We start from the raw sequence: 12,608 nt of genomic DNA, 5'->3' as shown, positions 1-12,608 counted from the left end.
TCCGTCGTGTTTCTGCCGGTCGTTACGGGCCCGTACCCTTACCAGGCGTGACCGTCATCGACCCGGAAAGGCTCGCCACCTGCCTACAGGTGCTCGCCGAGATCGACTCGCTGCCACCGGAGCACCCGGACGCCGTGGCCGTGCGCCGGGCCACCGCCCGCATGTTCAAGGCGGTCAAGAAGGCCCGCCGGACCGCCCGACGCGATGCGGTGGCCGCCGCCGACCAGGCCGTCATCGCCGCCACCGCCACCGGGGCACCGGGCCGCATCGACGACGAGACGCAGGGCATTCCGCTGGTCTCAGCCGCGGTCGGGGCGTCGGCGGGCACGCTGCTGCGCTCGCGGGCCTGCTACATCTGCAAGACCCACTACACCCAGGTGGACGCGTTCTATCACCAGCTCTGCCCGGGGTGTGCCGCCATGAGCCGGGCCAAGCGGGATGCGCGCACCGACCTGTCCGGACGACGGGCCCTGCTGACCGGCGGGCGGGCCAAGATCGGCATGTATATCGCGCTGCGGCTGCTGCGCGACGGCGCGCACACCACCATCACCACCCGGTTCCCCAACGATGCCGTGCGCCGGTTCGCGGCTATGCCCGATAGCGCCGACTGGCTGCATCGACTGCAGGTGGTGGGGATCGACCTGCGTGATCCGGCTCAGGTCGTCGCGCTGGCGGACACGGTGGCCGGCCAGGGCCCATTGGACATCCTGATCAACAACGCGGCGCAGACGGTGCGGCGCGCACCCGGCTCGTATGCCGCCCTGGTCGAAGCCGAGCGCACCCCCGCGGGCGAGCTGGTGGATGTGATCACCTTCGACCATGTCAGCGACGCCCACCCGGCGGCGCTGGCCGGCAGCCTCGCCGAGCACCAGACACCGCATGCGCTGACCGAATTGGCCCTGACCGCGCGCAGTGCGTCCCCGGAGCGGATCGCCGCCGGTACCGCGATCGACGCGGGTGGGCTGTTGCCCGACACCGCCGCGGTCAACAGCTGGACCCAGCGGGTGCACGAGGTCGACGCGCTGGAGCTGCTCGAGGTGCAGCTGTGCAACCAGACCGCGCCGTTCATCCTGGTGAGCCGGCTTCGGTCCGCCATGGCGGCGGCTCCCGCCCGCCGTAAGTACGTGGTGAATGTGTCGGCGATGGAGGGACAGTTCAGCCGTCGCTACAAGGGCCCGGGCCACCCGCACACCAACATGGCCAAGGCCGCGCTGAACATGCTGACCCGCACCAGTGCCGCCGAAATGTTGGAGAACGACGGCATCCTGATGACTGCGGTGGACACCGGCTGGATCACTGATGAGCGCCCGCATCCCACCAAGCTGCGCCTGGCCGAGGAGGGCTTTCACGCCCCGTTGGATCTGGTCGACGGCGCCGCCCGGGTCTACGATCCGATCGTGCGCGGGGAAGCCGGCGAAGATCTGTACGGGTGCTTCCTCAAGGACTACGCGCCCAGCAACTGGTAGCCGGTCAATACAGTGGGCCGCCACCGAACAGTTCGCGGTGCGAATCCGGCTGGTTTCCCTCGATGTCGGTGACGTCGTAGTCCTGCGCGGTCTCGGCGGTGATCAGGGTGTGCCCGCTGCGGGCAGCAAGGTCGGGGTCATCGGCCAGGGCCGCGACGACGCGGCCGATGAACTCCGGAGTTTCGGCGTTGGCCAGCGGGAAGCCTTGGAAGTTGTCCAGGCCACGGGCCATGAAGCCTTGCATGACTTCGTTTTTCACCAGGCCTGGCCACACCGATACCGCGCTCACCCCGGTCCCGGTCAGCTCGACGGCCATGTCGGCGGCCATCTTGTCCAGCCCGGCCTTGGACATGCCGTAGAGCACCGAGTGCAGATGCCCGCGGGCCCCGAACGAGGAGATGTTGGCGATCAGACCGGCGCCGCGCGGGACCATCAGCTGCGCGGCGTGCACCGAGGCGACGTAGTGGGCGCGCAGGCCCACCCCGATCAGGGTGTCCCAATCGGTCAGTGGGCGCTGCCAGAACTTCTCGGTGAACCCGGCGAACCCCTTGGGTGCGGCCCAGACGTTGTTGACCAGCAGATCCAGCCGGCCGTCGCACTCGTCGGCGATGCGGGCGAACAGCGCGGCGATCTGCTCGTCGTCGCGGTGATCGCATTGCACGGGTATGCCGTGTCCGCCGCGCTCGGTGACTTCGGCCGCGGTCTGATCCAGTGGCCCGTCGGCGCCGACTTCGCCGCGCGCGGTGACGTAGACGGTCCAGCCGTGCGAGCCGAGAGCCAGTGCGATGCCCTTGCCGACGCTGCGACTGGCACCGGTGACCAAGGCGATTCGGGTGCTCATGTCAGGCCTCCACGATCGCGTCGCCGAGTGGTCGGGCGATCACCCAGAGCTGGCGGAAATGGCTGCGGGCCATTTTCCAGGCTCCGTCCTCGATCACGTAGTCGTCGTCGTACTCGCCGGTGAGCAGGCGTTCGGTGCGCTCAATCATGTTGAGCTGGCGGAATTTCAGCGTCCATCGTCCGGTGGCCGTGCCGGGGCCGGTGATGGTGATATCGGGGTGCATACCGTGGTGCATGTCCAGGATCACCGGTTTGCCGTCCACCTTGTGCAGCGCGATCCGGGTGAAGACCTCCGCGATCTGATCGGCGTCGTCGAACCCGCCCAGCGGTCCGTAATGAATATCGGCCCCACGATTGATGAAGCAGGCCCGGAAGGTCTCGGGGTCTTTGGCGTCACACGCCCGGAAGTAGCGGTGCTTGAGGGCTTTGATCGCCTCGATCTGTTCGAGCGCGGTCAGCCGCTCCTCGGGTGTCATCGCTCGACGATAGTTGTCGGGACCTCGCAGCACCGCGGGGCACGGGAAATATGCCGGCGACCTATGGCTGCCGGGAGGTCATGCGCGGGAAAACGCGCTCATCGCGCGAATCAGCAGATTCGGCCGGCGAAGAACGCCGCCGATACCAGAGCGACGCACAACGCCACCGTCGTCTGCCCCATCATGCTGGCGCCGACGGTCGCGGTGGCAGCGGTGATGCCGAGACCGCTCAGAAAAGTGGTCATTGCCCCATCTCCTGTGGTGTGCGTCACATCGACGATTCCAACGTGGTCTACACCACATCATATCTCTAAGGGAAATGCCAGTCCTATCCCATTCACCGGAAAGGCAGCGGGGTCAGCTGAGCTCGCCGATATGCGCGATCAGGACGTCGCAGGCTACCGGGCCGTCGGCGACTCTTAGAAAATCTGTGCTGGTCAAATGGTTTACGCGTCGAAGGCGGTACTGATTCCGGTGTGCCCGAAATCGTCGCCCTTCCACAACAGCGGTTCGCGAACGTCGGCGGCCAGTGCGTAGGAGAGGCAGTCCCCGAAGTTCAACCCTGCAGGATGACCGCTGTCCTTGCCGAAATCCGCGTAGGCCTGACGAGCCAGCCGGGCCTGCCGCTCGGTGACCGGCTCGATGACAAAGCCGGCTTCGTCGAGAAATTCATCCAGCGCCCTGCTGATGATCGGGTCACGCTGGGAGTCCAGGACGATCCCACCGCCCAAGCCGCCGCCCCGGCGTACGCTGCCAGCATGCCGCCGGAAGACCTTGAGCCACGAGTCAGGGCGCTGGAGGGCCAGGTGCAGGACTTGCGCCGCCGGGTCGCTGCCAGCGAACGGGACGCCGCCGCGGCCCGGGTGCTTGCCGGCGGGGCTGACCGCGATGTCGGCGAACTCGGAGAAGAACTCCGCGATTTCCGCAAAGCCACTACCGCCAGCTTCAATGCAATGCGCCGGGACATGGTCGACGGCTTTGCAGAGATGCGCGGCAAGTTCGACGTGACCGCGGCCGGCCAGCAGCACATCGTGGAGCTGATTCAAACCGTCATCGACACACAGGGCGGCGCCGCCCCGGCCTGAAGCCCGCCGACTCTAGAGTGTCGACTGTGGAAGATGCCCCCGAGATGATCGCGGCCCTCGTGACGATCCTGACCGAGCACGGCCCGCTCGCCGATGGGGACATCGCAGAGCACCTACGCGTGGCTGGGGTCACCGATCCGGACTCCGTTATCGAGGACCTACTCGACGAATACAGTTGCCCGGTTGCTGAATTGCCCGATGGCCGCTGGGTGTGGCTGCCGACGCTGCTGGCCGGTCGGGTCTTCACCCACCGACTGACCGCCGCGGAGATCACCCACGATCTGCTGCACGTCACCCCGGATCTGGATCCGGTGACCGAGTTATGCCAGCACAGCCAGTACCAGCAGCTCAGCGACGGCGCGCCGGTGCAGAGCGTGCTGCCGGATTTCGACTGGGTACTGCTGGAGCAGCGTGGCATCCCGGAAGACGTGATCGACGATTCCGGCGCGCTGCTGCTGCCGCCAGGCACGCTGACGGGGTTGGGGGTCACCGCCGGCGACCTGGTCGGGCTGCGGTTGAGCGATGACGGGCTTGCGCTGGAACCCGTCTCGGCGACGACGGACACGACCGCGGGTTCCCGACTGGCCGCTGTCCTGGACGCCGACGAACCGACCTACCTCAACTCCGCGGTGTGGGCGGTGTGCGCTGCGGATCCGACGTTGTTCACCATGCCGGTGGCCCCGCTGGGCGAGATCGCCGACCGGCAGGGCCTGTCACGCGATGGGGAGCAGCTCGCACCAGAGGGATTCGATTTTGCCCGTTGGCATTTCGAAGGCAGGTGTATGCGGCTGGCCGCACGCTACGGTTTGGAAGACGACGACGCGTTCGCGTTGACCACGCTGATCGAGGTGCACGGCCTAATGGCGCGAGCGCTGGACGCCGCAGATGACAACACCGCGCCCGACGACAGCGCAGTTACCGATGGCGAATCGGTCGACCAGCCAGGCGGCACGTACGCGGAGATCCTCGGCGAACTCGGTGCCGTCCTGGCCCATCCCCTGCTGGCCGAGATCCTGATGGAGGAGACCACCCGAAGCGGCAGGCAGGGGGCCGCCGCGCTGGGCTTGTTCGCCGAGACCGTGGAGCCGAAGGTGCCGAGGGCGGCACGGGTGGCGACCCGCTGGCTGCGCGCGGTGGCATGCGAACGGCTCGGCGACATCGCCGGGTCCGAACACGAGCTGCTGGCCGCCGAGGCGATGGACCCGGACTGGCCGCTACCGCTGTTCGACCTGGCCCGGATCGCCTCCGACCGCGGGGACGCCGAAACCGGCCTGGACCTGCTGCGTCGGGCCGGTGCGGACTCCGATCACCCGCTGGTGCACCTGCTCGAACAGCACCGGGCCCAGCCACGCAACGACGTCGGGCGCAACGAGCCGTGCTGGTGCGGGTCCGGCCGCAAGTACAAGAAGTGCCACCTGGGCAACGAGCAGCTCGCGCTGACCGAGCGGGTGGGCTGGCTCTACGCCAAGGCTCAACAGCACGTGGTGCTGGGCGAGTGGCGCGGCCTGCTGGCGGCGGTGGGCTACGAACGGTCCCGTTACGACGAACAGGAGCGTGACGATCTGTTGGCCGCCGCGCTAGCCGATCCGCTGGCGGTCGATGCAGTGCTGTTCGAGGGCACGGCGTTCGAGGACTTCCTGGAGTTACGCGGGGAGCTGTTGCCCGACGACGAGCGGCTGCTGGCCCAGCAGTGGTTGTTGGTGCGGCGGTCGGTGTTCGACGTCGAGCAGGTGCAGCCCGGCCACAGCATCACGGTGCGTGATGTGCGCACCGGCGACGTGCATGAGGTCATCGAACGCACCGCCAGCCGGATGCTGCAGCCCGGACAGCTGATCTGCGCGCGGGTGGTACCGACCGACGACGACGTGGTGGAGTTCTTCGGCGGGATCGAACCGGTCGCCCTGCACCAACGCGGGCCGCTGATCGAGTTGCTGGACTCCGAGCCCGACCCGGTGGAGCTGGTGGCGTTCCTGACTCGCCGGTTCGCCCCGCCCACGCTGGTCAACACCGAGGGCGACCCAATGGTGCTCTGCGAAGCTCGGGTGCGCGTCAGTACCCCTATTGCGGTGGCCGCCGAGCTCGACGAGTGCTACGAGCGCACCGAAGACGACCCGCCGCGCTGGATCGAATTCGTCACCACCGATGGCCAACAGCGGGTTCGGGCCGGCCTGGGGCTCGACGGCGACACGGCGACCGTGGAGACCAACAGCGAAGCCCGGATGGACCGCGTGCTGGGGGTGCTGCACGGGATCGATCCGGCACTGGAAGTTCTCGAGGAGACCCGCACCCCGATGAGTGACCTACGGCAGGCCGCGGCAATGGGCGCCACGGCGGCCCTTCCCGAGCCGGACGACCCGGAGCTGCTCGCGTTGATGGAGAAGATGATCCGCGAGCACGAAGAACGGTGGCTCGACGAGTCGATCCCGGCCCTGGACGGGGCCACGCCGCGTCAGGCCGTCGACGACCCGACCCGCCGAGGGGATCTGATCAAGCTGCTGGACACGTTCCCGTCCGGGGCCGCCGCGGGGCGCGGCATGGACGCCGATCGACTGCGGGCGGCGCTGGGATTGGCGTGACTTGCCTACCCATGGCTGCGGCGTACGCTGCCACCCATGCAGCCCGACAACCTCGGTGTGGCTGCTGTTCGCGAGCTGGCCAGGGCGGTCGACCGCGACGTCAGTGAGATGCGGGGTTTCCGTCGGGCGACCGTCGCAAGCGTCAATACGTTGCGGACGGACATGGTCGACATGCGGCGCGACATCACCGACATGCGCCAGGAGATGCGATCCAAGTTCGCCCTCACCGCGGCCGGTCAAGAGCGCATTGCCGGGCTGATTCAGCAGGTGATCGACGGACAGGGCGGCACCGCCCAACCAGCGCCAATCGAGGAACCAGTCGTCGGACATATGTGATCGTTGACCGCCTCTGAGCGACAACGGACGTCATGTCGCGGCGGTTCTCCCCACCGGCCGATCAGGTGAAGTGCGGCTCAACGGCCGCGTCCCTAGCCTCACCGCCATGAACGAACCGTTGGATCCCCTTGGGGCACTGTCGAAGATTCTCACTAAGCACGGCCCGCTGGGTGAAGGCGACATCGCCGATTATCTGCGGGACGCCGGCGTGGCCGACCCCGCCCGCGTCCTGCGGCGACTGCACCTCGAAATCAACATTCCGGTAGGTCAATTGACCGACGGGCGCTGGGCATGGCTGCCCGGCGTGCTGGGCGGCCGGGTGTTCACGCGCCGGGTCACCGAGCCGGAGGTGAGCTTCGACCTACTCCACATCACCCCGGATCTGGCCCCGATCGCCGCACTCTGCGACAGTGCCCCGTATCAACGACTGGTCGACGGGTCCACGGTCCACTACGTGATGCCCGGCGATGATCATCTGCAGGGCCAGTTGGAGATTCCGACGTGGGCGGTCGACAGAGGCGGTGTGGCGCAGCTCAGCGGTGACGGGGGAACTTCCGTTCGGCGACGTGGTGTCGCATAACGTCCTCGCTCGGAGCACTGAGCAACCAGTTCTTGGAAGGGGTCTGCTGCACGGATAGCTGACAGTCACCTATTCATGCAGCAGACCCGGACATCCAGAATGAGGAATTGCTCGCCGAAGCACACACCGAAGTCCTCAAATCCACCGGCAGTAACCCGCCGCGGTGCGCGATTTAGCGGAGTTCGGCGCCCCGAGCGACGGGACATGGCACCGCACGCCGCCCGTCTACGTATGCGCAGTTCAGGAGGCTGAGCCACCTAGAGCCCTTCGGCCTACAACTCGGTGACGCTTCCGGCCTCGACCCGCCAGGTGCGATCCAACCGGACGTTCTGCAGCATCCGGCGGTCATGGGTCACCAACAGCAGCGCACCGTCGTAGGTTTCCAGCGCCTGTTCAAGCTGTTCGATGGCGGGCAGATCGAGATGGTTGGTCGGTTCGTCGAGGACCAACACGTTCGTGCCGCAGGCCTGCAGCAGCGCCAGGCCGGCGCGGGTGCGCTCCCCGGGCGAAAGGTCGTCGACCGCGCGCTCCACATGGTCGGCGGTCAGCCCGAACTTCGCCAGCAGGGTTCGCACGTCGGCGGTCGACCAGTCCGGCACCCGCTGCTCGAAGCGATCGACCAGACGGGCGGGGCCGGTGAAATCGGCGCGCGCCTGGTCGATTTCACCGATCGCGACGTTGGCGCCCAGGCTTGCGCGGCCCGCATCGGGCTGCTGACGGCCGAGCAGCAGGCGCAGCAACGTCGACTTTCCCGCCCCGTTGGGGCCCACGATGCCGATCCGCTCGCCGGCATCCACCTGGAGCGACACCGGTCCGAGGACGAATTCGCCGTGCCGCACTATGGCGTTGTCGAGTGTCGCAACCACTGAACTCGACCGTGGCGCGGCCCCGATGCTGAATTGCAGGGTCCATTCCTTGCGGGGTTCGACGACCTCCTCCAGGCGCGCGATCCGGCTCTCCATCTGACGCACCTTCTGCGCCTGCTTCTCACTGGACTCGGTGGCGGCGCGGCGGCGGATCTTGTCGTTGTCGGGGGCCTTACGTATGGCGTTGCGAACGCCCTGGCTCGACCATTCCCGCTGCACCCGGGCGCGAGCGACCAGGTCGGCCTTCTTCTCGGCGAACTCCTCGTATTGCTCACGCCGGTGCCGGCGGTTGATCTCGCGTTCCTCGAGATAGCTGTCGTATCCGCCGCCGAAGACGGTTGTGGTGTTCTGCGCCAGATCCAATTCCAGGACACGAGTGACGCTGCGGGCCAAGAACTCCCGATCGTGGCTGACCAGCACCACTCCGCCGCGAAGATCACGCACGAACTGCTCCAGGCGGGCCAGCCCGTCCAGGTCGAGATCGTTGGTCGGCTCATCGAGCAGGACGATGTCGAACCGCGACAGCATCAGCGCGGCCAGACCCACCCGGGCGGCCTGCCCACCCGACAATCCGGTCATCAGCGTCGACTCGGGCCGCACCGCCTCGGCGTCCAGTCCGAGGTCGGCCAGCACCGCCGGCACCCGGTCCTCGAGGTCCGCCGCGCCGGTGACCAGCCAGTGGTCCAGCGCGATGGAGTAGGTATCGGCCGGATCGGTGTGCGCGGGAGCCTGATCCGGATCTGCCAGGGCGGCGGCCGCGGCGTCCATGGCCTGCGCCGCGTGTGCGCAGCCGGTCCGGCGCGCGATGTAGGCGCCGACGGTCTCCCCTTCCACCCGCTCGTGCTCCTGCGGCAGCCACCCGACGAACGCATCGGCCGGGGCGATGTTGACCGCACCCTCGAGCGGCTCCAGATCGCCGGCCAGGATCCGCAACAGGGTGCTCTTGCCGGCGCCGTTGGCACCCACGACGCCGACGACGTCGCCCGGTGCGACGGTCAGGTCCACGCCCTCGAACAGCGTGCGGTGCGCGAAGCCGCCGGCGACGTCCTTGGCGACGAGTGTTGCGGTCATGGGTACATGGTCGCAGGGGCAGGATGCGGGGACTCGCCTGCAGGGCCGACAGCTATCGGCAGTGCGCGTCCAAGGGCTCCCCCGTGCCCGCGCTGGGTCCGTGTCGTCAGGCCCAGCGGTCGGCGACTCCTCGTGACGAGGGGTCGACGTGGCCGTAGCTGACGAGGCGGATGTCGAGCCCCGCATACTCCACGATCGCCAGCGCACGCTCGATCGCATCATCAATCCACGCGGCGTCGTTGCCAAATGCACCGCCACCGAGTCGGGTCAGCAGCACGACGTTAGATCCGCCGAAGCCCGCCTGTTCGGCGCCGGCGAGCAACGTCGCCTCGTAGGCGGCCTCTAACACCAGGCGGGCGAACAACTCCCAGTCGGGTGCCGGCAGTCGCGAGTAGGCAACCGGTAGAGCCGAACAGAACGCCTGCGACACGGCCTGGCCGGGCCTGCCAACCACATCGGTGACCTGAACGTTGCGGTGCAACCCGATTGCCAACTGCCCGCGCAGGCTGTCCCGCAGTTCGTCGGAGGCACCAGCCAGCAAATCGGTGATCGCCCTCAGTCCGTCGGTGCTACACAATGCGTAGCCGTTCTGCATACTCCACAGGTCACGTACGGGCCGGCGCAACGCCGCCGAGAACGCCTGGCCCAAGGGGGCCAAGGTATCGAGTTGACGACCGCTGTTTTGCCCGGTCTGATCGCCGACCTGCACCAGGTAGTTGCGGTAGATGGTGGCTGCCCCCGCGGCTATCGCGCAGGCCGGCCCCTGGGTCCGGTCGTAGGCATAACCGGTCACGCCCTTTTCGGGCGTCACGTGTTCGTTGACCATCTCCAGGACGTTGAACTGTGAGGCGACCTGAAACAAGGCTCCGGCTAAATCGGGTTCGGCATGCAGCGCCCGGGCGTCACCGACCACAGAGGTGACCGTGCTGCGAGACCGGCCGATGGGATTCACCCGCGACCGCAGCTCAGCCAGTGTCGGCCGGGTCAATTCACCGATGCCGTAGCGCTTTCCGTTGACTGTCGAGATCAGCTCATCGCCGTCCAACGCCAGGCGGCCCCGGGTGGACTCATAGCTGTCCTCCCGAAATCCCATCAGGTCGAAGAACCAGTCACGGGAAGTCATCCTCACTCCTCCTGCCGTGCGGTGCGTCGCCGAAGGGCGTCGCCGGCCCACGGACTCGTGGTCGATGCACGTAGACGACCCTGCCCGCGACGCCCGCTCTTCGAGGGTCTTTTCATCCCAGCGGAGCCCACCCACGGGGCTCAAGACCTATGCGCCCGCGAGCAGCGGATGCGCCTGGTCGTAAGCGGCGAGGTGCACGATGCGCCAGAAGTCGCCGTCGATTGAGCGTTCCGGTTCCGGCAGCGCGATCCCGCTGAGGTGCAGCGAGCGCTGGTCGGCCGTCAGGTTCACCGTGGCCGGCGAGTCACCGGCCACCTTGACGTGCGCACACTCCACATTGACGGCGAAGTCACGGGCCCGCTGACCGGGAGTCCCGCCCTCTGGAGCACCGTCGGCGTCGAAGCGGGCCGCCTCGAGGATGCCGGCCCAGCGTGTGGCGAGTGCGGCGGGCGTTGCCAACAGCTCCATACCGAGCACCCGGCCGCCGATACCGATGATGACCCCCCGCTGACCTGCCAGCGGCTTGGCCGGAAGCGGCCGCTCCCTGCGCCGGCTGCGCTCGCGGGCGACGCGGTCGAGGTGGTCGGCGAAGGAGTGCGAAGCCGTCCGCGCGGTTGTTTCGTAGCGGGAGGCGATCCCGTTCCAGACCGCGTGCTGGGCGTCCTCGCCGTGGCGATAGGCGCGGTCTCGGGCCGCCCGAAGCGAGGTGGAGACACGGCGGCCGCCGGCGCGGTGGCCACGGTTGCCGCCTTGCTCCCACCGGCCCTGCTCTACACAGAGCGCCGCAAGATTGGCGGTCTGGTGCGGGCCGAGGATGGTCGAGCGGGCAATCATCCTTGTCTGCCAACCACCTTCGAGCAGGTCGCCTTCGAGCAGAACGACCGGCTTGTCGCCGGCGTTGACCGCGGTCAGGGAGTTCACCTGTCCACCACCGTCGCGCTCACCGATGTCCAGGGTTCCCAGGTCCCACTCGAGACCGGTCGCGGCGCCCCCGTCGGCCCACACGGGAAAGAGGGTCAAGGCGCCGTACTGGGCGCCCCGGCCGACGTGGAGAACGGGAAGGGCGGGATTGCTGGTTGTAGCCATGACGCCTCCTATGCTCTGTGCATTATCTAGTCAGTGCGGACAGCATAGCACCGTTGGAGCAATTTGCGTACTAACACTTTTGCCAATGGCATAGCTCTTGGTAGTTTGGCGCCATGACGGAACAGACCCGGCCAGAAGCCCCCCGCGGAGGGACCTCCTCCCGCCGGGGCGACGCGGGAGTCGGCGAGAGGATCAAGCGTCGACGCGAGGAACTCGGCATGGACCGCAACGCGCTCGCCGAGGCGGCCGGCATCTCCTACCCCTACCTGTCGCAGCTCGAGACCGGATACCGCAACGCCTCGCACCCCAAGCAGCTCGCTATCGCCAGGGCGCTCGGCGTCGGCCTCGATGACCTGTTCGCCACCGAGGAGCTGCGTGTCTCGTTATCGATCAGCCAGCCGGAAACAGGAGACGATCGGCCGACCCCTGCACCCGGCCTGTCCCCGTCGGCGCGGCCGACGCTCAGCGAGGTCGTCGCCGTCGCCGTGAACGCGATCGAGTATTTGCCACGCAGTGTGCGCCTGGATGCGCTCAATCAGATCCAGCGCCGCGTCGTGGATTCCCTGACCAGCAGCCGTATCGAGCGGCTGGCGCCAAACGAGGTGTTCGTCTTCGGCTCTAATGCGCACGGATTGCATGACGGCGGTGCCGCCCGCGACGCCTTCCAGAAGTTCGGCGCCGTCTGGGGCGAGGGCCACGGCCACCACGGTCAGTCCTATGCGATCGACACCATGAGCGGCTTCGACACCCTCGCCGCCGAAGTCGACACCTTCCTCGCCTATGCACGCGCCCACCCCGAGTTGCGCTTCCAAGTCACCCCGATTGGCACCGGCATCGCCGGTTACCGCGTCGACGAGATCGCACCACTGTTTGTCGACAGACCCGAGAACGTGGTGCTGCCTGTGGAATTCACTACCTGGCTGGACGATCAGACCTGACGTCTGTCACGGACTGAGCGGCGAGTTCGACGGGAATCCGGTTGGGGCTCAGGCTCCCCCGCCCGCGCCCTTTGAAGCTACCTAGCCCTCTCCCCGCGGTGCTCCCGGCCGCGCCCTCGGGAACGTCTCGACTAAGAGCGCAACTAGTTGGCGAGCCATCTCTTC

12 protein-coding genes and 1 pseudogene are annotated in these 12,608 nt (G+C 67.6%); 6 read left to right on the top strand and 7 right to left on the bottom strand.

Annotation, left to right across the window (positions count from 1 at the left end; translation table 11 throughout):
* Positions 1-47 precede the first annotated feature (47 nt).
* Complete coding sequence (locus EJK91_RS02005) at positions 48-1,466, top strand: SDR family NAD(P)-dependent oxidoreductase (RefSeq protein ID WP_125078129.1); 1,419 nt, start codon at positions 48-50, stop codon at positions 1,464-1,466.
* A gap of 4 nt (positions 1,467-1,470) precedes the next feature.
* Here EJK91_RS02005 and EJK91_RS02000 read toward each other — a convergent pair whose 3' ends face one another.
* The 4 genes and pseudogenes from EJK91_RS02000 to EJK91_RS01990 all read right to left on the bottom strand — a co-directional run.
* Positions 1,471-2,307, bottom strand: coding sequence for an SDR family NAD(P)-dependent oxidoreductase (locus EJK91_RS02000; protein ID WP_125078128.1), 837 nt, complete (start codon positions 2,305-2,307; stop codon positions 1,471-1,473).
* 1 nt (position 2,308) lies between these two features.
* Positions 2,309-2,782, bottom strand: a complete 474-nt coding sequence (locus EJK91_RS01995; protein WP_125078127.1) for a nuclear transport factor 2 family protein — start codon at positions 2,780-2,782, stop codon at positions 2,309-2,311.
* Between the two features lie 110 nt (positions 2,783-2,892).
* Entirely contained in the window at positions 2,893-3,027 is a 135-nt protein-coding gene (locus EJK91_RS22885; protein ID WP_255341876.1) for a hypothetical protein, read from the bottom strand.
* A gap of 201 nt (positions 3,028-3,228) precedes the next feature.
* Positions 3,229-3,504 (bottom strand): annotated as a pseudogene (locus EJK91_RS01990) (type II toxin-antitoxin system VapC family toxin); the annotation flags it as partial.
* A gap of 36 nt (positions 3,505-3,540) precedes the next feature.
* On the opposite strand from EJK91_RS01990, the gene EJK91_RS01985 reads away from it, so the two are divergent.
* The 4 genes from EJK91_RS01985 (at position 3,541) to EJK91_RS01970 (ending at position 7,359) form a co-directional block, all read left to right on the top strand.
* Positions 3,541-3,867, top strand: a complete 327-nt coding sequence (locus EJK91_RS01985) for a hypothetical protein (RefSeq protein WP_024440942.1) — start codon at positions 3,541-3,543, stop codon at positions 3,865-3,867.
* Between the two features lie 26 nt (positions 3,868-3,893).
* Positions 3,894-6,443: an SEC-C metal-binding domain-containing protein gene (locus EJK91_RS01980; RefSeq protein ID WP_444850788.1), complete on the top strand. Its 2,550-nt coding sequence runs from the start codon at positions 3,894-3,896 to the stop codon at positions 6,441-6,443.
* Positions 6,444-6,479: 36 nt separating this feature from the next.
* Positions 6,480-6,779: a permease gene (locus tag EJK91_RS01975; protein ID WP_125078126.1), complete on the top strand. Its 300-nt coding sequence runs from the start codon at positions 6,480-6,482 to the stop codon at positions 6,777-6,779.
* A 106-nt stretch (positions 6,780-6,885) separates the two neighbouring features.
* Positions 6,886-7,359 (top strand): hypothetical protein, encoded by a 474-nt coding sequence (locus EJK91_RS01970; RefSeq protein ID WP_125078125.1) that lies wholly within the window; start codon positions 6,886-6,888, stop codon positions 7,357-7,359.
* A 272-nt stretch (positions 7,360-7,631) separates the two neighbouring features.
* Here EJK91_RS01970 and EJK91_RS01965 read toward each other — a convergent pair whose 3' ends face one another.
* The 3 genes from EJK91_RS01965 to EJK91_RS01955 all read right to left on the bottom strand — a co-directional run bounded on the left by EJK91_RS01965 (position 7,632) and on the right by EJK91_RS01955 (position 11,505).
* The gene (locus EJK91_RS01965; protein ID WP_125078124.1) at positions 7,632-9,296 is read right to left on the bottom strand and encodes an ABC-F family ATP-binding cassette domain-containing protein; all 1,665 of its coding nucleotides are present in this window, start codon (positions 9,294-9,296) and stop codon (positions 7,632-7,634) included.
* 106 nt (positions 9,297-9,402) lie between these two features.
* Positions 9,403-10,419: a hypothetical protein gene (locus tag EJK91_RS01960; RefSeq protein ID WP_125078123.1), complete on the bottom strand. Its 1,017-nt coding sequence runs from the start codon at positions 10,417-10,419 to the stop codon at positions 9,403-9,405.
* A 147-nt stretch (positions 10,420-10,566) separates the two neighbouring features.
* On the bottom strand, positions 10,567-11,505 hold the full coding sequence (locus tag EJK91_RS01955; RefSeq protein WP_125078122.1) for an ARPP-1 family domain-containing protein: 939 nt from the start codon (positions 11,503-11,505) through the stop codon (positions 10,567-10,569).
* Between the two features lie 113 nt (positions 11,506-11,618).
* Here EJK91_RS01955 and EJK91_RS01950 point away from each other — a divergent pair, with 113 nt between their 5' ends.
* Positions 11,619-12,443 (top strand): A1S_2505 family phage non-structural protein, encoded by an 825-nt coding sequence (locus EJK91_RS01950; protein WP_125078121.1) that lies wholly within the window; start codon positions 11,619-11,621, stop codon positions 12,441-12,443.
* Positions 12,444-12,608 lie beyond the last annotated feature (165 nt).

The organism is Mycobacterium sp. P7213, assembly GCF_900604305.1.
Lineage (GTDB): Bacteria > Actinomycetota > Actinomycetes > Mycobacteriales > Mycobacteriaceae > Mycobacterium.
This window is presented reverse-complemented; position numbering and strand designations above follow the sequence as displayed.